Origin of the sequence: Pseudomonas sp. MWU12-2319, assembly GCF_023242525.1 — a bacterium.
Taxonomy (GTDB): domain Bacteria; phylum Pseudomonadota; class Gammaproteobacteria; order Pseudomonadales; family Pseudomonadaceae; genus Aquipseudomonas; species Aquipseudomonas gingeri_D.
Map to the genome: position 1 here is coordinate 1 of NZ_JALJES010000001.1, position 18,706 is coordinate 18,706.

At 62.6% G+C, this 18,706-nt stretch carries 19 protein-coding genes; 10 read left to right on the top strand and 9 right to left on the bottom strand.

The window, feature by feature from the left end; translation table 11 throughout:
* Positions 1-455: 455 nt before the first annotated feature.
* On the top strand, positions 456-1,343 hold the full coding sequence (rhtA, locus tag M5C01_RS00005) for a threonine/homoserine exporter RhtA (RefSeq protein WP_103494776.1): 888 nt from the start codon (positions 456-458) through the stop codon (positions 1,341-1,343).
* Positions 1,344-1,509: 166 nt separating this feature from the next.
* On the top strand, positions 1,510-1,833 hold the full coding sequence (locus M5C01_RS00010; protein WP_103494777.1) for a hypothetical protein: 324 nt from the start codon (positions 1,510-1,512) through the stop codon (positions 1,831-1,833).
* Here the strand turns inward: M5C01_RS00010 and M5C01_RS00015 are convergent.
* Positions 1,805-2,368, bottom strand: coding sequence for a TetR/AcrR family transcriptional regulator (locus tag M5C01_RS00015; protein ID WP_152736898.1), 564 nt, complete (start codon positions 2,366-2,368; stop codon positions 1,805-1,807). The genes M5C01_RS00010 and M5C01_RS00015 overlap by 29 nt on opposite strands.
* A gap of 92 nt (positions 2,369-2,460) precedes the next feature.
* Here M5C01_RS00015 and M5C01_RS00020 point away from each other — a divergent pair, with 92 nt between their 5' ends.
* Both M5C01_RS00020 and M5C01_RS00025 read left to right on the top strand, forming a co-directional pair.
* Positions 2,461-3,201: an SDR family oxidoreductase gene (locus M5C01_RS00020; RefSeq protein WP_152736899.1), complete on the top strand. Its 741-nt coding sequence runs from the start codon at positions 2,461-2,463 to the stop codon at positions 3,199-3,201.
* Between the two features lie 39 nt (positions 3,202-3,240).
* Positions 3,241-3,837, top strand: a complete 597-nt coding sequence (locus M5C01_RS00025) for a 2-hydroxychromene-2-carboxylate isomerase (protein WP_152736900.1) — start codon at positions 3,241-3,243, stop codon at positions 3,835-3,837.
* A 5-nt stretch (positions 3,838-3,842) separates the two neighbouring features.
* Here the strand turns inward: M5C01_RS00025 and M5C01_RS00030 are convergent, their stop codons facing one another.
* Positions 3,843-4,841, bottom strand: coding sequence for a zinc-dependent alcohol dehydrogenase family protein (locus tag M5C01_RS00030; protein WP_152736901.1), 999 nt, complete (start codon positions 4,839-4,841; stop codon positions 3,843-3,845).
* Positions 4,842-4,942: 101 nt separating this feature from the next.
* Here M5C01_RS00030 and M5C01_RS00035 point away from each other — a divergent pair, with 101 nt between their 5' ends.
* Complete coding sequence (locus tag M5C01_RS00035) at positions 4,943-5,842, top strand: LysR family transcriptional regulator (protein WP_152736902.1); 900 nt, start codon at positions 4,943-4,945, stop codon at positions 5,840-5,842.
* Between the two features lie 53 nt (positions 5,843-5,895).
* On the opposite strand, the gene M5C01_RS00040 is transcribed toward M5C01_RS00035, so the two are convergent.
* Together M5C01_RS00040 and M5C01_RS00045 are read right to left on the bottom strand one after the other, a co-directional pair.
* Positions 5,896-7,704 (bottom strand): aminopeptidase P family protein, encoded by a 1,809-nt coding sequence (locus M5C01_RS00040; protein WP_152736903.1) that lies wholly within the window; start codon positions 7,702-7,704, stop codon positions 5,896-5,898.
* Positions 7,705-7,750: 46 nt separating this feature from the next.
* A complete protein-coding gene (locus tag M5C01_RS00045; RefSeq protein WP_152736904.1) occupies positions 7,751-8,920 on the bottom strand; it encodes an aminotransferase class V-fold PLP-dependent enzyme in 1,170 nt (389 codons plus the stop codon).
* 536 nt (positions 8,921-9,456) lie between these two features.
* Between M5C01_RS00045 and msuE the strand changes: the two genes are divergently transcribed.
* Genes msuE through M5C01_RS00065 form a run of 4 tightly spaced genes read left to right on the top strand, consistent with a single transcriptional unit; the run spans position 9,457 to position 13,481 of the window.
* Positions 9,457-10,020: an FMN reductase gene (gene msuE / locus M5C01_RS00050; protein ID WP_152736905.1), complete on the top strand. Its 564-nt coding sequence runs from the start codon at positions 9,457-9,459 to the stop codon at positions 10,018-10,020.
* A 9-nt stretch (positions 10,021-10,029) separates the two neighbouring features.
* Complete coding sequence (ssuD, locus tag M5C01_RS00055; protein WP_152736906.1) at positions 10,030-11,178, top strand: FMNH2-dependent alkanesulfonate monooxygenase; 1,149 nt, start codon at positions 10,030-10,032, stop codon at positions 11,176-11,178.
* 3 nt (positions 11,179-11,181) lie between these two features.
* Positions 11,182-12,369: an acyl-CoA dehydrogenase family protein gene (locus M5C01_RS00060; RefSeq protein ID WP_178129717.1), complete on the top strand. Its 1,188-nt coding sequence runs from the start codon at positions 11,182-11,184 to the stop codon at positions 12,367-12,369.
* 8 nt (positions 12,370-12,377) lie between these two features.
* Positions 12,378-13,481 carry a sigma-54 dependent transcriptional regulator gene (locus tag M5C01_RS00065; RefSeq protein ID WP_103494790.1) on the top strand — a complete coding sequence of 368 codons (1,104 nt, stop codon included), beginning with the start codon at positions 12,378-12,380 and terminating at the stop codon, positions 13,479-13,481.
* Here M5C01_RS00065 and M5C01_RS00070 read toward each other — a convergent pair.
* A complete protein-coding gene (locus M5C01_RS00070) occupies positions 13,478-13,843 on the bottom strand; it encodes an antibiotic biosynthesis monooxygenase (protein ID WP_103494824.1) in 366 nt (121 codons plus the stop codon). The genes M5C01_RS00065 and M5C01_RS00070 overlap by 4 nt on opposite strands.
* A gap of 94 nt (positions 13,844-13,937) precedes the next feature.
* On the opposite strand from M5C01_RS00070, the gene soxR reads away from it, so the two are divergent.
* Positions 13,938-14,399 carry a redox-sensitive transcriptional activator SoxR gene (gene soxR / locus M5C01_RS00075; protein ID WP_103494791.1) on the top strand — a complete coding sequence of 154 codons (462 nt, stop codon included), beginning with the start codon at positions 13,938-13,940 and terminating at the stop codon, positions 14,397-14,399.
* A gap of 13 nt (positions 14,400-14,412) precedes the next feature.
* On the opposite strand, the gene M5C01_RS00080 is transcribed toward soxR, so the two are convergent.
* From M5C01_RS00080 to sfnG, 4 genes are all read right to left on the bottom strand, one after another.
* On the bottom strand, positions 14,413-15,183 hold the full coding sequence (locus M5C01_RS00080; protein WP_152736907.1) for a MetQ/NlpA family ABC transporter substrate-binding protein: 771 nt from the start codon (positions 15,181-15,183) through the stop codon (positions 14,413-14,415).
* 79 nt (positions 15,184-15,262) lie between these two features.
* A complete protein-coding gene (locus M5C01_RS00085; protein ID WP_152736908.1) occupies positions 15,263-15,928 on the bottom strand; it encodes a methionine ABC transporter permease in 666 nt (221 codons plus the stop codon).
* A gap of 4 nt (positions 15,929-15,932) precedes the next feature.
* Positions 15,933-17,156, bottom strand: coding sequence for an SfnB family sulfur acquisition oxidoreductase (locus M5C01_RS00090; RefSeq protein WP_152736909.1), 1,224 nt, complete (start codon positions 17,154-17,156; stop codon positions 15,933-15,935).
* A 167-nt stretch (positions 17,157-17,323) separates the two neighbouring features.
* Positions 17,324-18,424, bottom strand: a complete 1,101-nt coding sequence (sfnG, locus tag M5C01_RS00095) for a dimethylsulfone monooxygenase SfnG (RefSeq protein WP_103494795.1) — start codon at positions 18,422-18,424, stop codon at positions 17,324-17,326.
* Positions 18,425-18,706: the final 282 nt, after the last annotated feature.

Sequence of the window (18,706 nt, forward strand, 5' to 3'; positions counted from 1 at the left end):
CAGCTACTTCCACGCTTCGATGAACTGAAGCGAACCGCGCATCAAAACCCTCAAAACCTTTGTAACTCATTGAATCTCAAAGGTTTTTCCGTTTCGACTGCGCCGGAAGTGGGGCGAATTATAGAGCCACAGGATTTCCCGTCAACGCTTATTTTCACTTTTCTGTCATAAGGGCCGGAAACGCCGTAAACAATAAGGTCTGCGGCGTTAGTACTGACGTCTTCGCGGGCAAGCCCTGCTCCTACAGTCCTCTGTCGCTCCCCAATTTTGTATACGACGCAAACCTGTAGGAGCAGGGCTTGCCCGCGAAGAGGCCCTTAAGCCTTGCTCCACCTATATGAACACCACAGCCAGCGAGCCAACCCAACAAAGTGAGCAATATATTGCTCAATGATGCGTTGTTCCGCATCATATACACCTGCCTCCCTTATATAGCCCCGGATGACACTCTCCCCATGACCCAGCAGTCCCGCAGCCTGGCCTCGACACTTTTCCCCGTCGGCCTGCTGCTTATCGCAATGGCCTCGATTCAATCCGGTGCCTCCCTGGCCAAAAGCATGTTCCCGATTGTCGGTGCCCAGGGCACCACAACCCTGCGCCTGGTATTTGCCAGCATCATCATGGTACTGGTCCTGCGCCCCTGGCGAGCCAAGTTCACCGCCAAATCCCTGCGCACCGTGATCATCTATGGCATTGCCCTGGGTGGCATGAACTTCCTCTTCTATATGTCCTTGAGAAGCGTGCCCCTGGGCATCGGCGTTGCCCTGGAGTTCACCGGCCCCCTGGCGGTGGCGATCTACGCCTCACGCCGGGCCATCGACTTTCTCTGGATTGCCCTGGCAGTCAGTGGCCTGCTGCTGTTGATCCCCACCGGCGCCGCCAGCGCCAGCCTTGATCTGCTCGGCGTCAGCTATGCACTGGGAGCGGGTGTCTGCTGGGCGCTGTATATCCTCTATGGCCAGAAAGCCGGCCACGACAACGGCGTTCAAACCGCCGCGCTCGGCGTGGTGATTGCCGCCCTGTTCATCGCCCCGATCGGTATCGTCCACGCCGGCGCCGCGCTGCTCACCCCGGCCCTGATCCCGGCGGCCATCGGCGTTGCCATCCTCTCCACCGCCCTGCCCTACAGCCTCGAGATGGTCGCCCTGACGCGCCTGCCCGCGCGCACCTTCGGCACCTTGATGAGCATCGAACCGTCCTTCGGCGCATTGTCCGGGATGCTGTTCCTCCACGAGTACCTGTCCGTTGCCCAGTGGCTCGCCATCGCCTGCATTATCTGCGCCTCCGTCGGCGCTACCCTGACCCTGCGCAAGGAGTCCGCACCGCCCGTCGCGGTCGATTGAAACAGAGTGTGAGCCAGCGCTGGTATTTACCGCTCAAATAGGACATGTTTACGCCTAACTCAATGCCAGCCTTGGATATTTTGGACAGGGGCATCAAGGAAGAATCAGGCGGCACGAAAAAAGCCAAACCGGACGGATTGATCCGGGGGCAGAGATAGGGAAGGTAATGAAACGCTTCTTGATAGTCCTGGCAGTACTTGCCGTCGCGGGCTGCGCCGCGACCTCGAAACCGATGAAATACGGCAAGCGTGGCGTCCATATCAACTGTTCCGGGCTGACATCCTCCTGGGAAAAGTGCTACACCAAAGCCGCCGACTCCTGCAGCGATAGCGGCTATAAAGTGCTGGCCAAATCCGGCGACGCCGTGGAAGACCCGGGCGATTACCCATTCGGCCTCAACCCGGCCGGCTATACCAGCCGCAGCATGATCATCATCTGCAAAAAGCCGTCCGCGCTGAGCCCTAAACCGCCCCTGCCAGTTGACGATTGATTTCATCATGGCTGGATCGCAACACCTGGCGCTGAATGTCCGGAGTCACCAGCATTCGCGCCACCACCAATGCCCCCACGCACTGGGACAGAATCGACCAGGCCCGGCTTTCGCTGCCCAGTGCCTGTGCCCAGCGCTGCTGTAACCGATAGATCCAGTCTTCGGCCTGCTGGCGCACCGCCAGATCCGCCCTCGCGATTTCCGCCCCCAGCGCGGGCAAGGCACAACCATTCTCCGGCTGCTCGACATGGCTCATGCTCAGGTAGAGCTTCAGGCAACGCTTGAGCTGCGCCTGATCGGGCTCCCCCTCCCCACCCAGCCGCACCAGGCTCTGGCTCAGTTCCCGCTCGACAATTGAACTGAACAATTCGTCCTTGGACGAGAAATGGCCATAGAACGCCCCGCCACTGAGGCCGATGGCTTTCATCAGGCCGTCGACGCCGACGCCCGCCAAACCTTCCCGTTTTGCCGACAGCGCGCTGCTTTCGAGCAACCGCTCACGGGTTTGCTGCTTGTGACTGAGGGAATAACGCATGGTGCCGTTCCTGTTGACCGCCTTGACGATGGGTGAATCGTAGCATAACGTTCGTTTAGTTAACGACCGTTTACTAAAAGAGCGATCCACACATGACTACTGCAACCCAGAACAAGAAAGTCGTATTGGTCGTCGGTGCCGGCGACGCTACGGGCGGTGCCATCGCCAAACGTTTTGCCGCCGAAGGGTTTATCGCCTGCGTCACGCGGCGCAGTGCCGACAAGTTGCAACCCTTGGTGGAGGCCATCCAGCAGGCCGGCGGCGAAGCCCATGGGTTTGCCTGCGACGCGCGCAAGGAAGAGGACGTCATCGCCCTGATCGAACAGATCGAGAGCCAGATCGGCCCGATCGAAGCATTCGTCTTTAATATCGGCGCCAATGTGCCCTGCAGCATCCTTGAGGAAACCGCGCGCAAGTACTTCAAGATCTGGGAAATGGCCTGCTTCTCTGGGTTCCTCAATGCCCGTGAAGTCGCCAAGCGCATGGTCACCCGCAAACGCGGCACTATCCTGTTCACTGGTGCCACCGCCGGCCTGCGTGGGGCCGCGGGTTTCGCCGCGTTTGCCGGCGCCAAGCACGGTATCCGGGCCTTGGCCCAGAGCATGGCGCGGGAGTTGGGTCCGCTGAATATTCATGTGGCCCATGTGGTGGTCGACGGTGCCATCGACACCGACTTTATCCGCAGCAACTTCCCGGAAAAGTACGCCCTCAAGGATCAGGACGGCATTCTCGACCCCGCCCATATCGCCGAGAATTATTGGTACCTGCACAGCCAGCCCCGCGATGCCTGGACCTTCGAGCTCGATCTGCGTCCCTGGAATGAACGCTGGTAAGCTCAAGCCCACGACAATAACAACAAGGATGCTTTATCCATGAAAAAAACCGTCGAGTTCTACTTTGACCTGGGTAGCCCGGCTGCCTACCTGGCGTACACCCAGTTGCCCGGCCTCTGTGAACAGACCGGCAGCCAGCTGGTTTATCAGCCAATGCTCCTGGGCGGCGTGTTCAAGGCCACGGGTAATGCCTCTCCGGCCGAGATACCGGCCAAGGGGCGCTATATGATCCAGGACCTGGGGCGCTATGCTCGTCGTTACGGCGTCGCCTTCCTCTACAACCCGCACTTTCCGATCAATACCCTGATGCTGATGCGCGCGACCACTGGCGTGCAGCTGCGCTACCCAGAACGTTTTGTCGAGTTCGTCGACACCCTCTATCACGCCCTCTGGGTCGACGGACGCAACCTGAACGACCCGACCACCGTCGCCCGGGTGTTGGCTGAAAAGGGCTTCGACCCGCAGCGGGTCCTCGCGCTGACCCAGGACGAAGAGGTCAAGGCCGTCCTCAAGGCCAAGACCGAGCAGGCCCTGCAGCGCGGCGTATTTGGCGCGCCGAGCCTGTTTGTCGGCGATCAGCTGTTCTTCGGCCAGGACCGCCTCGACTTCGTCCGCGAAGCCTTGCTCCAGGACTGAATAACCTAGATCTCGATCACCAACCGACCTTGCGCCGCGCCGCCGGCCAGCAAGGTATAAGCCTCCTCGGCGGTTTGCAGGGTAAACCGCCGGGGATCGAGCAAAGGCTTCAATTGACCGGCCTCGATCAAGCGTGCGGCCTGTGCCAGTATCTGCCCGTGATGCTCGCGGCCGTGACCGGTGAGCAATGGCAGCAGGGTAAACACCCCGGAGTAAGTGGCCCCGCGAAAGGACAACGGTGCCAGGCTGTGTTGCCCCCAACCAAGGCAGCTCAGGACATGCCCGTGATAGATCCGCGCTGCCTGGAACGACCGGTCCAGGGTTTCGCCGCCCACCGTGTCATAGACAATATCGAAGCCCTCGCCGGCGGTATGCTGCGTGACATATTCCTCCACGCCCTGCTGCCGATAATCGATAAAGGTCGCGCCAAAGCTCTCGATCTGAGCCTGCTGCGTGGCCGAACCGGTGGCGAAGACCCTGGCGCCGAACGCCTTGGCAATCTGCACCGCCACATGGCCGACCCCACCTGCTCCGCCATGAATCAACACTGACTGATCGGCGCCTACCCGGGCGCGATCGACCAAGCCCTCCCAGGCGGTAATCAGCACCAATGGCAATGCCGCGGCCTCGCGCATGCTCAGGTTGGCCGGCTTGCGCGCCAACAGTCGAGCATCGACCGCGGCAAACTCGGCCAGCGAACCCTGGGCACCGCCGATCCCGGTGGCCAATCCGTACACCTCATCCCCCACCGCCCAGCCGCTGACACCTTCGCCCAGGGCTTCAACCACCCCGGCCAGGTCCATGCCCAGGATTGCCGGCAACGGTTGACGGGCATGACCGGCCTGGCCGGCGCGGATCTTGGCATCCAGCGGGTTGATGCCGCTGGCCTTGATACGGACCAGCACCTGACCCGCCGCGGGTGCGGGACGGTCGATGGAAACCAGGCGCAACGGCGCATTGGCGGCGTCGACCAGCAGAGCGTTCATTTCAAGGGAGTGGGACATGTCGGCGATCTCGATCAGTGGAAGTGAGAGCGATCATGCGCCCCGTCACTCATGCCGATAAGACACATTATTGTTATAGTGATCATGCCCTTTTGGCATGAATGAGGCGTCCCGTGGATAAACTCAATGCAATGGCCATTTTTGTCCGGGTCGTCGAGCGCGGCAGTTTTTCCGCCGTGGCCCGGGAACTGCGGACCAGCCAGCCGACCATCAGCAAAATCCTCAAGGCACTGGAGGTCGAACTGGGCGGCAAGCTGATCGCCCGCAGCACCCGCCAGTTGTCACTGACCGATGAGGGCCAGCGCTACTACGCGCAATGCCGGCAGATCCTCGCCGCCGTGGACAATGCCGAACACAGCTTTCAGTCGGGCCGGGAACAGGTCGCCGGCAGCCTGCGCATCGGCTCCTCGGTGAGTTTCGGGCGTTTGCAGATCGCCAGTCGGCTGCCGGACTTCCTCGCACGCTACCCGCAACTGGAGATCGACCTGCAACTCAGCGACCAGAACCAGGACCTGGTCGAGGAAGGCCTGGATGTCAGTCTGCGCATCGGCGAACTGGGCGACAGCAACCTGATCGCCCGGCGCATCGGCGATACCCGGCGGATCACCGTCGCCAGCGCCGCGTACCTGGCGCGCCGGGGCGAACCGCAAACCCCGGAACAACTGAGCGAACACAACTGCCTGCAATTCAATCTGCTGAGCAGCCAGAACCTCTGGTACTACGAAAAGGACGGGCAGCGCTACAGCGTGCGCATCAAGGGCAATGCCCAGAGCAACAATTCGGAGGCGATTAGGGAAATGGTCCTGGGCGGGCTCGGCATTGCGCTGTCGCCGGTGTGGCTGTTTGCCGAGGATCTGCAGGCGGGGCGGGTTATGGCGATTCTGCCCGACTATCAGACCCAGTCGCTGCCGATTCATGCGGTGTTTCCGGCCAATCGCCGACAGTCCGCCAGGGTCAAGGCGTTTGTCGACTATATGAGCGAAGCCCTGCTGAGCGATTGAACACAGCGCGATCCATTGCGGGAGCCGGCAAGCCGGCTCCTACAAAACCGTGATCAGATCGCGACGGTACGGGTGTTCAACCACTCCAGTGCCGCGCCATCGAGCAACGGGCTCAAGCGCTCGCGCACTTCGGCGTGATAAGCGTTGAACCAGTCACGCTCTTCCTGCGTCAACAACGACGGTTCCAGGCAACGGGTATCGATCGGGCACAGGGTCAGGGTTTCGAACTTGAGGAATTCGCCGAACTCGCTCTTGCCCGCCTCACGGTTCAGCACCAGGTTTTCGATACGCACACCCCAACGGCCCGGACGGTAGGTCCCAGGCTCGATGGAGGTGATCATCCCCGGCTGCATGGCGGTCTGCGGGGCCGGAACCGCCTGATAGGCGATCACCTGCGGACCTTCGTGCACATTGAGGAAGTAACCGACGCCATGGCCGGTGCCATGCCCGTAATCCACGCTTTCGGCCCAGATCGGCGCCCGGGCGATAGGATCCAGCAGCGGCGAAAGAATGCCACGGGGAAACTGCGCCCGGGACAAGGCAATCACGCCCTTCAGTACCCGAGTGCAATCGCGTTTCTGCTCAGCCGTCGGCGTGCCGACCGGCACCATCCGGGTGATGTCCGTGGTGCCGCCCAGGTATTGACCGCCGGAGTCGATCAGCAGCAGGCCGTCGCCCTCGATCAGCGCATGCTCCGCTTCAGTGGCGTGGTAGTGCGGCATCGCCCCATTGGAATTGAACGCGGCAATGGTATTGAAGCTCAGCGACACATAACCCGGACGCCGCGCCCGGGCTGCGCTCAGGCGTTCATCGATGGTCAGTTCGGTGACACGTTCACGGCCCAGTGCGGTTTCCAGCCAGGCAAAAAATTCGCACAGGGCCGCGCCATCCTGCTCCATGGCCTGACGGATATGCACCGCGTCATCCAGGCTCTTGCGGGACTTGGCCAAGGTCGTCGGGTTGAGCCCCTCGACCAACTTCACATCCTCGGCAAGGTTGTCCAGCAAACCGACCGTCACGCGCGCCGGATCGACCAGCAGGCCCGCTCCCGCCGGAATGCCGGCCAGCGCCGCGCCGATTTCGCTGTAGTCGCGCAAGGTCACGCCATCGGCCTTGAGCACCTGCACCAACTCGGCACTCACCTTGCCCAGGGACACGAACAGCGTGGCCTGCTCCTGGTTCACCAGGGCAAAGGACACGAACACCGGGTTGAAGGACACATCGGCGCCGCGCAGGTTGAACAACCAGGCGATATCATCCAGCGTGGCGATGAAATGCCAGTCGGCGCCACGGGTATTCAACTCCCGGCGCAACTGGGCGAGCTTCTCGCCACGGGAAACCGTCGCTTGCGGCGGCAGGTGCGGGTAGATCGGCTGGTCTGGTAGCACCTCGCGGTCTTCCCAGACCTGGTCGAGCAGATCGATGTCGGTGCGCAGCCGCGCGCCGCGCGCCTGCAACTTGTCGCCCAGGGTTCGCGCCGAAGCCAAGGCCATGACGGCGCCATCCACCGCAACCACACCACCAGACGGCAACTGTTCGGCCAGCCAGTCCAAGGGACCGGGTTGCCCCGGCAACAATTTCATCAGCTCGATACCGCTACCGGCCAACTCCTTGGTCGCCTGCTCCCAGTACCGGCTGTCAGCCCAGACGCCGGCAAACTCCGGCGTCACGATCAAGGTGCCGACCGAGCCATGGAAACCAGACAGCCACTGCCGGCCCTGCCAATAGGCCGGCAGGTATTCCGACAAGTGCGGATCGGCCGACGGCACCAGCAAGGCCTGCACGCCTTCACGGCGCATCAGTTCGCGGGTGCGTGCCAGACGCTGGGGAACGGTTCCTTGACTCGGGGTCTGCGTGCTCATCATGTCTCCTGCTAACCACTTATTATTCAATTATCATCCGGCACACTCACGGCTGGGCAATCGCCCAGAACGGTGCCGGTGCACTCAGGCTTGCCTTGATCGCCTTGGCGGCGCGGTCGATGTCCTGCTCAGAGGTAAAACGCCCCAGGCTCAGGCGAATGGTCCGGCCGGCCAGGCGTGCATCGTGCCCCAGTGCCAGCAGCACATGGGACGGCGCCTGGCTCGCGGAATTGCACGCCGACGTCGCCGAATACGCCAGGGACCGGCCCAACGCCACACCGTCGAACTCGCCTTCGGCAAAGGTCAGACTCAGGGTATGGGGGATGCGTTCAGTCGGGCTGCCGTTCAGGCGCAGGCCCGGGACATCCGCCAGTTGCTCGAGCAAGCGCTGGCGCAGATGAGCGATGCTGGCGATTTCTTCTTCCAGGTGCTCGGTGGCCAGGGCAAAGGCACTGCCCATGCCGGCGATCTGATGGGTGGCCAGGGTGCCGGAGCGCAGGCCGCCTTCATGGCCGCCACCGTGGATCTGCGCGTGCAGCTTCTGCTGCGCGCGCGGGCCGACATACAAGGCTCCGATACCCTTGGGACCGTAGACCTTGTGGGCGGAAAACGACATCAGGTCCACCGGCAAGGCGGCCAGGTCGATCGCCACCTTGCCCGCGCCCTGGGCCGCGTCCACATGAAACAGCGCGCCCTGTTCACGCACCCGCTGGCCGATGGCCGCGATGTCATTGAGGGTACCCAGCTCATTGTTGACCAGCATCAGCGAGACCAGAAAGGTGTCCTCGCGCAGGACCTCACTGACCATCGCCGCGGTGATCAAGCCTTCGGCATTCGGCACCAGGTAGGTGACGGCGACACCGGCTTCCTGGAGTTGCCGGGCGGTATCGAGCACCGCCTTGTGCTCGATCTGGCTGGTGACCACATGCCCGCCGCTGACACCACGGGCCTGGGCGACGCCCTTGAGGGCCAGGTTGTTCGATTCGGTGGCCCCGGAGGTCCAGACGATCTGCCCGGGGCTCGCCCCTACCAGGCTCGCCACCTGTTGCCGGGCCTGCTCGACCGTCTGCCGGGCGCGCTGGCCGAAGGCATGGGAGCTGGACGCCGGGTTGCCGAAATTGCCGGAAAAGCCGAGACACTCGACCATCACCCGGATCACCCGCTCATCCACCGGCGTGGTAGCGGCATAGTCGAAATACAGAGGAAGTTCATTCATGGCAAAAAGACTCATAAAGCGTGTCCCGCGGATCGATCTCTTGCTGATCACCCACCCTGGTGGTTGGGCGGACAGCTATACCCGATGGAAAACGATTAAAGAAAGATAACTTTCATTTAAAAGTGCGTAGGAACGCTCCCGACCTCAGCTTAACAGGCCACAAGCGCTTGTAGGAGCCCGGCTTGCCGGCGAAAAGACGTCCAGGCGCGCCCGATAAAACGCCCCTGTACCTGTATGTCGGGGCGAAAGGCCCGTATAAACCTTAATATTCTATAAAGATCTATAAATATAAAAATACATTCGTTTACGGAATATTAGAAAGTCCTTACAACTGAGTGCATCCCTGTCGACTGTTGCCCGGGCAACTGTTCGCCCACCAACAGTCGATCAACAAAACAGTCCGCCAGCCAGCACCCGGCACCTCGCTTACCGCGTCGGGCGCCCGCAAACACGGGATCTGGGGCCTTGGTACAGCTCTTGCTGATGCCCTGTCACTGACCCGGCTCGCCGAGCCACTGTTTGAAAAGGAACTGATCATGTCTCGCACACTGAAAGTCGTTGCCCTGTCCGGCGGTACCTACCGTCCCTCCCGCACCCTGGTGCTGACCCAGGCGGTGCTGGCGGAACTGGCACAGCAACTGCCCATCGAAAGCCACTTGATCGAGCTCGGCGATATCGCCCGCCCACTGGGCTCGGCGCTGTCCCGCGCCGAACTGAGCGCCGAGGTCGAGGCCGAACTGCAGGCCATTGAGAACGCCGACCTGCTGATCGTCGCCGCGCCGGTCTATCGCGGTTCCTATCCGGGCCTGCTCAAGCACCTGTTCGACCTGATCGACCTCAACGCCCTGATCGACACCCCGGTGCTGCTGGCCGCCACCGGCGGCAGCGAACGCCATGCCCTGGTCCTCGATCACCAGTTGCGCCCGCTGTTCAGTTTCTTCCAGGCCCTGACCCTGCCCATCGGCGTCTACGCCACCGAGGCCGACTTCGCCAACTACCAGATCACCAGTGAGCCCTTGAGGGCGCGCATCCGCCTGGCTGCCGACCGCGCCACCGCCTTGTTCGGCGTGCACGCCAAACCCCTGCTGAAAATCGCCTGAGGCACTGTCATGGATGTTTTCTGGTTTCTCCCGACCCACGGCGATGGCCATTACCTGGGCACCACCCAGGGCGCGCGCCCGGTCACCCTCAACTACCTGAAACAAGTGGCCCAGGCCGCAGACAACCTCGGCTACCACGGCGTGCTGATTCCCACCGGACGCTCCTGCGAGGACTCCTGGGTCATCGCCTCGGCCCTGGTGCCGTTGACCGAACGCCTGCGTTACCTGGTGGCGATCCGTCCCGGGATCATCTCGCCGACGGTCTCGGCACGCATGGCCGCGACCCTCGACCGCTTGTCCAACGGCCGCTTGCTGATCAACGTGGTGACCGGCGGCGATCCCGACGAGAACCGTGGCGACGGCAGCTTCCTCGACCATGGCGAACGCTACGAAGTGACCGACGAATTCCTCCAGATCTGGCGCCGGGTATTGCAAGGCGAGGCGGTGGACTTCGAAGGCAAGCACCTGCGGGTGCAGAACGCCAAGGCGCTCTACCCGCCGGTACAGAAACCTTACCCGCCGCTGTATTTCGGCGGTTCGTCCGACGCCGCCCACGACCTGGCCGCCGATCAGGTCGATGTCTACCTGACCTGGGGTGAACCGCCGGCCGCCGTGGCGGCGAAGCTGGCCGATGTGCGTGAGCGCGCCGCCCGCAAGGGTCGCACCGTGCGCTTCGGCATTCGCCTGCATGTCATCGTCCGGGAAACTGCGGAAGACGCTTGGAAAGCCGCGGACAAACTGATCGAACATATCAGTGACGAAACCATCGCCGCCGCGCAGAAATCCTTCTCGCGTTTCGACTCCGAAGGCCAGCGGCGCATGGCCGCGTTGCATGACGGACGGCGTGACAACCTGGAGATCGCGCCGAACCTGTGGGCCGGTGTCGGCCTGGTCCGTGGCGGTGCCGGGACGGCCCTGGTCGGCAATCCACAGCAGGTGGCCGAGCGCATCAAGGAATACGCCGACCTGGGGATCGAGAGCTTCATCTTCTCCGGCTACCCGCACCTGGAGGAGGCCTATCGCTTCGCCGAACTGGTGTTCCCGCTATTGCCCGAGCCCTACGCCAGCCTGGCCGGGCGCGGCATCACCAACCTGACCGGGCCGTTTGGCGAAATGATCGCCAACGATGTGTTGCCAACCCAAGCCACAGGATCCTGAACCGTGACTGCCCAGCCACGCAACGCCCTGTTGACCCCTCTGCAAACCGCCCGGCAACTGGCCGCCGATTTTGCCCTGACCGCCGTCGAGCGCGACGAACGCGGCGGCACGCCAAAAGCCGAACGTGACGCCTTGCGTCACAGCGGCCTGCTGGCCCTGAGCATCCCCACCCAGTACGGCGGCCTCGGCGGCCGTTGGAGCGAGACACTGGACGTGGTCCGCGAATTCGCCAAGGTCGACAGCTCGATTGCCCATGTCTTCGGCTTCCATCACCTGATGCTGGCCACCGTGCGCCTGTTCTCCCGTCCCGAACAATGGCAACCCTGGTTCGAACAGACCGCACGCAAGAACTGGTTCTGGGGCAATGCCCTCAATCCCCTGGACACCCGCACGGTGGTGCGCAACCTCGGCGGCTGGCGCGAATTCTCCGGCAAGAAAAGCTTCTGCTCCGGCGCCAGCGACTCGCAGATGCTGATCGCCTCGGCAGTGGACGAAAGCGCCGGCGGCAAGTTGCTGATCGCCGCCATTCCCAGCGGGCGCAGTGGCATCACCCTGCATGACGACTGGCACAATATGGGCCAGCGCCAGACCGACAGCGGCAGCGCCAGCTTCGAGCGGGTGCGGGTCGAGGAATCCGAACTGCTGCTCGACCCCGGCCCATTGAGCACACCTTTCGCCTGCCTGCGGCCCCTGATCGCGCAACTGACCCTGACCCATATGTTCCTCGGCATTGCCGAAGGGGCTTTCGAAGAGGCTCGGCAATACACCCTCGACGAAACCCGGCCCTGGTTCAAATCCACCGCCCGGGATATTCGCCAGGACCCTTACGTGCTCAACCACTACGGCGACTTCTGGGTCGCCCTCGAAGGTGTCCGCCTGCTGGTGGAGCGCGCCGCCGGGTTGCTGGACCAGGCCTGGGCCAAGGGCCAGAACCTCAGCGGCGAGGAGCGCGGCAACCTGGCCATCGCCATCGCCACGGCCAAGGTCGCCGCCAACCGCGAAGGCCTGGCCCTGTGCAGCAAGTTGTTCGAAGTCACCGGTGCCCGCTCGACCCATGCCTCCCTGCGCCTGGACCGCCATTGGCGCAACCTGCGGACCCAGAGCCTGCACGACCCGCTGGACTACAAACTCCAGGAACTCGGCGACTGGGCTTTGAACCAGACGCTGCCGATCCCCACTTTTTATTCCTAGAGAAGCCTATGCAGCTGCTAACGTTACCGCCCTCGCCGGCCCTGGCCACCTCCATCCGCGCCACCGCCCAGGTCTTCGAAGACCCCAAGTCCCAGGCCCTGCTCGCCCACCTGCAACAAGTGGCGCCGAGCGAAGCCAGCGTGCTGATCATCGGTGAAACCGGCACCGGCAAGGAGCTGGTGGCCCGGCATATCCATAACCTCAGCGCCCGGCGTAACCGCCCGTTTGTCGCGGTCAACTGCGGGGCCTTCTCCGAATCCCTGGTGGAAGCCGAGCTGTTCGGCCATGAAAAAGGCGCGTTCACCGGCGCCCTCAGCGCCAAGGCCGGCTGGTTCGAAGAGGCCGACGGCGGCACCCTGTTCCTCGACGAGATCGGCGACCTGCCAATGCCGATCCAGGTCAAGCTGTTGCGGGTCCTGCAGGAACGCGAAGTGGTGCGCCTGGGCTCGCGCAAAAGCATCCCGATCAATGTGCGGGTGCTGGCGGCCACCAATGTGCAGCTGGAAAAAGCCATCAACGCCGGGCACTTTCGCGAAGACCTGTATTACCGCCTCAACGTCGTCAGCCTGGAGCTCAGCCCCCTGCGCGAACGCCCCGGCGATATCCTGCCGCTGACCCGGCACTTTATCGAGAGCTACAGCCAGCGCCTGGGTTATGGCGATATCCGCATCAGCCCCGGTGCCGAACAGAAGCTCAGGAGCTACGGCTGGCCGGGCAATATCCGTGAGCTGGAAAACGTCATTCATCACACCTTGCTGATCTGCCATGACGGCGTGATCGAGCGCGACGACCTGCGTCTGTCGAACCTGCGCATCGAGCGCCAGGACGACAGTGGCAGCGCTCTCGATGACTCGGCCGAGGCCTTGCTCAACCGGGCTTTTCAGAAACTCTTCGAGGAGCAGGCCGGCGCGTTGCATGAAAAGGTCGAGGATGCGTTGCTACGCGCCGCCTACCGTTTCAGCCACTACAACCAGGTGCACACCGCCGCCCTGCTGGGCCTGAGCCGCAATGTGACACGCACGCGGCTGATCAAGATCGGCGAGTTGGCGGTGAACAAGCGCCGGGCAGGCGAAAACGTCCAGGGTGACCGGATGTTGCAACTGTCCATCTAGCCCACCAGGGCACACTGCAAGGCGTCGTCCTGGCTGCGCTCGATGCTGCGCAGCACCTGGAACGAATCGAAGCTCACCGCCTTGGCGTGGTGGGCGCGGATCAGTGCCCAGAAATCCTCTTCGCCGCTTTCGAAACGGGCAAATGCCGCTTCGCCATCTTCCCTGGAACGCCATTGCAGTGTGTTGAGCACACGCCGACCGTCGTCGCTGGCCTGCACCGTGCCGCTGATAAAGCCACCCTCGACCCGGGCCAGTCGCTCGGTCTGCCTGGACAAGGCAGAGACCAGCGCCTCCAGTTGGACAGGCTCGATCTCGAACTGGATCAATTGAGTAAAACTGCGATTTTGTTCTGTCGACGGCATGAAAAGGTTCCCCGTGAAGTCAGACAGGATCTTGTGATCCGAGGCCACGCAGGGTAAAACCTCCAGTTAACTCAAGGTCAAGAGATTTCTCGCCATGGCAACACCAAAACCCCTGCCCACGGACAAGGCCCTGACGGTCGGCCAACTGGCGGCCCGCAGCGGCGTGGCGGTGACCGCCCTGCACTTCTATGAATCCAAAGGCCTGATCCAGAGCTATCGCAATGCCGGTAACCAGCGTCGTTATCCGCGCGAGGTGTTGCGCCGGGTCTCCCTGATCAAGGTCGCCCAGCGCCTGGGCATTCCGTTGGCGGAGATTCACCAGGCCTTGCAGAGCCTGCCCGAAGGCCGTACGCCGACGGCCGAAGACTGGAAGCGCCTGTCGGAAAACTGGAGGAGCGGGCTGGACGAACGCATCGCCCAATTGACCCGGTTGCGGGACAAGCTCAACGGATGTATCGGCTGCGGTTGCCTGTCGATGGAGAACTGCCCGCTGCGCAACTATGGCGATATGTTGGGTGCCCATGGGACAGGCGCGCGGCTGCTGGAGCCGCGGTGAGCCTGTCCATGGTTCAGAACCCCGGGGCGATCTGACCCTTGTAGCGGGTCAGGATAAACTGCCGCACGGCATCGGAATTCAGCGCCTTGGCCAGTTTCTGGATACGCGGGTCATTGATATTGTCCGGCCGCGCCACCAGGAACTCGACATACAGGTCCTTGCCCTTCTCGACGATCAACGCGCTATGGGTGTCGATCCCGGCTTCCAGCGCGTAGTTGGCAAACACGAACGCCAGATCCACCTGGCTCACCGACCGGGCCAGCATCGCCCCTTCCAGTTCGCGGATCTTCAGGTGTTTGGGGTTCTCGACGATATCGTGCTGGGTCGCCAGGGTATTGCTCGGGTCCTTGAGCTTGATCAAACCCGCTTCGTGCAGCAGCACCAAGGCCCGCCCGGTGTTCACCGGATCATTGGGAATCGACACCGAGGCACCGTCCTTCAGCTCGGAAATATGCTTGATCTTGGTCGAGTAAGCCCCGAACGGCTCGATATGCACGCCGACCACCGGCACCAGGTTGGTGTGGCGGGTCTTGTTGTAGTCATCAAGGAACGGCCGGTACTGGTAGTAGTTGGCGTCCAGGTTCTTCAGCGCCAGCTGCTGGTTGGGCTGGATAAAGTCATTGAACACCTTGATCTCCAGGTCCACGCCTTCCTTGGCCAGTTCCGGTTTGACGAACTCGAGGATCTCCGCGTGGGGCACCGGGGTGGCGCCGACAATCAGTTTTTCATTGGCGTGAACCGCCAGGGACATCAGGGCAGCCAGGATGGCCAGGGTCTTTTTCATGCTGTGCTCCAGAGAGGCAAAAGGGGCCGGCGTGTGGCGGACGTTGGGCCAGGGTCGTTCAGGGTTATGGGTAATGAATTCAACGATGGCTGTAGCGGGCCACCAGACGATCACCGATCATTTGCAGGCCCTGGACCAGGACCAGCAGCAGGATCACGGTGACCACCATCACATCGGTCTGGAAACGCTGGTAGCCGTAGCGGATCGCCAGGTCCCCCAGTCCGCCGCCGCCGATCACTCCGGCCATGGCGGTGTAGTCCACCAGCACGATGGCGGTCACCGTCACCGCCGCCAGCAAACCCGCGCGGGCTTCGGGTAACAGGGTGTGGCGGATCACCTGCCAGGTGCTGGCGCCCATGGCCTGGGTCGCCTCGACCACGCCACGGTCGACTTCGCGCAAGGCGGTTTCCACCAGCCGGGCGAAAAACGGCGTGCAGCCCACCACCAGCGGCGGGATGGTCCCCGGCACCCCGAGGGACGTGCCCACCAGCAAGGTGGTCAGGGGAATCAGCACGATCAGCAGGATGATGAACGGCAGCGAACGCAGGATATTCACCAGCACCGACAAGCCGCGGTACACCAGCAGGGTTTCATGCAACTGGCGCTTGCCGGTGAGAAACAGCAGCACGCCCAGGGGCAGGCCCAGCAATACGGTGAAACCCAGGGCCGCCGCGAGCATGCTCAGGGTATCGAGGCAGGCCTGGGCGATGTCCGCCCAGTAGATATTTTTCAACCATTCAGCCATGGACTCAGGACCAGTCGTGACGCGGTGGCTTGATGCCGTTGAGCAACCAGTTGCCGACCACGTGGTACTTCCAGCGCACCGGGTCGTGCAGGGTGTGAACCCGGGCATTGCGCCAGTGGCGATCGAAGTTGTGCTTTTTCAAGGTCGAACGGGTGCCGCCCAGTTCGAAGAGCTTGTTGCTGGCCTCGATGGCAATCTCGGTGGTCAGCACCTTGGCCTTGGCCACCGCCAGCGAGGCCCGGGCGACATTGTCTTCATCGGGGGCCGGACGCGCGGCATCCAGGGCCTTGCCGGCTCGTTCGAGCAAGGCTTCGGCGGCTTCGAGGCGGATCTCCAGGCCGCCGATCTGAATGATGGTCAGGGGGTCTTCGCTGGCCTTGTCCACCCCGGCGTCGATCCAAGGACGGGCGTGTTCACGCACAAAAGCCACGGTGTCACGCAGGGCCGCCCGGGCGATGCCGGCGTCGATGGCGGCGGTGGTCAGTTGGGCGAAAGGCCCGGCCAGGGTCGGGCTTTCGTAGGAGCGATACGTGGGGAACAGGTTGAAGGCCGGCACCTTCAGATCCTCGGCCAGCACCGTGCCGCTGGAAGTGGTGCGCTGGCCGATGCTGTCCCAGTCATCGACGATCACCAGGCCCGGCGTACCGCGCTGAACAAACGCCAGTTGACCTTTCTGCTCGTCATCCAGGGCCAGTACCGCCAGCCAGTGGGCGTACAACGAGCCGGTGCAGTAGCCCTTGCGAGCGTTGATCACATGCCCATCGCCGTGACGACGAATCGTCGCCTGGATGTCTTGGACATTCTTGCCGCCGGTTTCCGACAGGGCATTGGCAAATCGATGGCCCTGCAGGGCCAGGGCGAAGAAATGCGCTTGCTGCTCGGGGGTGCCTTGCAGGCGGATGTCTTCCAGCAGGCAGTAGTGGTTCTGCGGGATCTGCCCCAGGGACGGATCGGCCGCCGAGATGATCGTAATCACTTCGGCCAATACCGCATAGGAAACCTGGGCGCCGCCGAATTCGCGCGGCACGCTGATGCCCCAGAGACCACTGTTGGAATAGCGATCCACCACTTCGGCGGGCACCTGGCGGGTGCGATCACGCTCTGCGTCGTGCTCCAGCAGATCAGCGGCAACGCCGTGGGCAACCGCGAGCGCTTCGGCCTCGTCACGGATCAGGTGGGCGTTGGGGGAATGGATCGGGTAAACGGCGGATTCAGGCAAGGACGACATGGAACGCTCTCGGGCGAATAGTGTTGCCTGGGCTATTGCAGCTTCTGTGCCTGAATTATTATTTGTTGATTTTCATAGGGTTATGGCGTTTACCCAGCAACAGCGTGACGCACGCAGAAGAACACAATGCCGCTTCACTGTTGCTGGGTGAACACCTGGACGAGACCTCAGGCCAGCGCTTCCTCCGCCCTTGCGACCTTCTTCGCTTCCAGCTCCCGCACCAGCGGCAACACCCGTTTGCCGAAGTACTCCACCTCTTCCTGGAAGTGCAGGAATCCCGCCAGCACCAGGTCCACGCCCACGGCTTTCAAGGCAACGATCCGTTCGGCGATCTGCTGCGGCGTGCCGATCAGGTTGGTCTTGAAGCCGTCGTTGTATTGCACCAGGTCCTCGAAGCTGGACTTGGCCCAGTTGCCCTCGCCTTCCGGCGACGACTTGCCCGCCTGTTTCGCCGCATCGCCAAAGGCGCCGACGGCCTCGGGGTCGGCCTTGTCGATAATTTCCGCCAGCACCGCACGGGCCTCTTCCTCGGTGTCGCGGGCGATGACAAAGGCGTTCACCCCGACTTTTACCGAATGGCCATTGGCGGCCGCCTTGGCGCGGATATCATCGACCTGGGCCTTGATTCCTTCGGGCGTGTTGCCGTTGGTGAAATACCAATCCGAGACCCGCGCCGCCATATCCCGCGCCGCCCGGGAACTGCCGCCCTGGAAAATCTCCGGGTGTGGCTGGCTGAGGGGCTTGGGTTTGAGGCTGTAGTCGTTGAAACGGTAGAAATCGCCCTTGAAGGTGAACTGCTCTTCGGTCCAGATGCCTTTCAGCGCACGGATGAACTCTTCGGAGCGGCGATAGCGCTCATCGTGTTCCAGCCAGTGTTCGCCGATGGCGTGGAACTCACCGCGAAACCAGCCGCTGACGATATTGACGGCGATCCGGCCGCCGGTGAGTTGATCGATGGTCGCCAGTTGCTTGGCCGCCAACGCCGGCTGCCAGGGGCCGGGCAGGATCGCGGCAATCACCTTCAGCCTGGTGGTCGCGGCCAGCAGGGCATGGCTGAAGGCGACCGACTCATGCTGGTATTCGGCGCCGTAGCCAGCGGTGAAACGGATCTGGGTCAGGCCGTATTCGAACCCGGCCTCTTCCGCCAACTGCGCCAGCTTGCGGTTGTAGTCGATATCCCAACGGGTGCGCTGTTCGATCTTGCTGACCACCAGCCCACCGCTGACATTGGGCACCCAGTAGGCGAATTTTACGGCTTGCTGACTCATGGTATCTGACCTCGGACCGGGGAATGTCAGAGGGTCAGAGCAGCAAACGTGCCAGTGACCGGGAACCCTCCTGGCAGAAAGAGGCCTCAGTGGAGGAAGTGTTTATGCGGGAGCGACGCTTATGTGGGAGAGGAGCTTGCCCGCGAAGGCGTACTCAAGGCCGCCAAGAGCTTCGCGGGCAAGCTCCTCTCCCACAAAAGCGCGCTACCCACACGGGATCGATACACCCCGGGCGCTGTGGCCTGGCGGACGATTTGTTGAAGCGCTGTGCATCAGGCAACA

Excerpts from the sequence above, each read along its gene's own strand:
- rhtA (WP_103494776.1), top strand. The coding sequence starts at position 456 with ATGACCCAGCAGTCCCGCAGCCTGGCCTCGACACTTTTCCCCGTCGGC.
- M5C01_RS00010 (WP_103494777.1), top strand. The coding sequence starts at position 1,510 with ATGAAACGCTTCTTGATAGTCCTGGCAGTACTTGCCGTCGCGGGCTGC.
- M5C01_RS00015 (WP_152736898.1), bottom strand. The coding sequence starts at position 2,368 with ATGCGTTATTCCCTCAGTCACAAGCAGCAAACCCGTGAGCGGTTGCTC.
- M5C01_RS00020 (WP_152736899.1), top strand. The coding sequence starts at position 2,461 with ATGACTACTGCAACCCAGAACAAGAAAGTCGTATTGGTCGTCGGTGCC.
- M5C01_RS00025 (WP_152736900.1), top strand. The coding sequence starts at position 3,241 with ATGAAAAAAACCGTCGAGTTCTACTTTGACCTGGGTAGCCCGGCTGCC.
- M5C01_RS00030 (WP_152736901.1), bottom strand. The coding sequence starts at position 4,841 with ATGTCCCACTCCCTTGAAATGAACGCTCTGCTGGTCGACGCCGCCAAT.
- M5C01_RS00035 (WP_152736902.1), top strand. The coding sequence starts at position 4,943 with ATGAGGCGTCCCGTGGATAAACTCAATGCAATGGCCATTTTTGTCCGG.
- M5C01_RS00040 (WP_152736903.1), bottom strand. The coding sequence starts at position 7,704 with ATGAGCACGCAGACCCCGAGTCAAGGAACCGTTCCCCAGCGTCTGGCA.
- M5C01_RS00045 (WP_152736904.1), bottom strand. The coding sequence starts at position 8,920 with ATGAATGAACTTCCTCTGTATTTCGACTATGCCGCTACCACGCCGGTG.
- msuE (WP_152736905.1), top strand. The coding sequence starts at position 9,457 with ATGTCTCGCACACTGAAAGTCGTTGCCCTGTCCGGCGGTACCTACCGT.
- ssuD (WP_152736906.1), top strand. The coding sequence starts at position 10,030 with ATGGATGTTTTCTGGTTTCTCCCGACCCACGGCGATGGCCATTACCTG.
- M5C01_RS00065 (WP_103494790.1), top strand. The coding sequence starts at position 12,378 with ATGCAGCTGCTAACGTTACCGCCCTCGCCGGCCCTGGCCACCTCCATC.
- M5C01_RS00070 (WP_103494824.1), bottom strand. The coding sequence starts at position 13,843 with ATGCCGTCGACAGAACAAAATCGCAGTTTTACTCAATTGATCCAGTTC.
- soxR (WP_103494791.1), top strand. The coding sequence starts at position 13,938 with ATGGCAACACCAAAACCCCTGCCCACGGACAAGGCCCTGACGGTCGGC.
- M5C01_RS00080 (WP_152736907.1), bottom strand. The coding sequence starts at position 15,183 with ATGAAAAAGACCCTGGCCATCCTGGCTGCCCTGATGTCCCTGGCGGTT.
- M5C01_RS00085 (WP_152736908.1), bottom strand. The coding sequence starts at position 15,928 with ATGGCTGAATGGTTGAAAAATATCTACTGGGCGGACATCGCCCAGGCC.
- M5C01_RS00090 (WP_152736909.1), bottom strand. The coding sequence starts at position 17,156 with ATGTCGTCCTTGCCTGAATCCGCCGTTTACCCGATCCATTCCCCCAAC.
- sfnG (WP_103494795.1), bottom strand. The coding sequence starts at position 18,424 with ATGAGTCAGCAAGCCGTAAAATTCGCCTACTGGGTGCCCAATGTCAGC.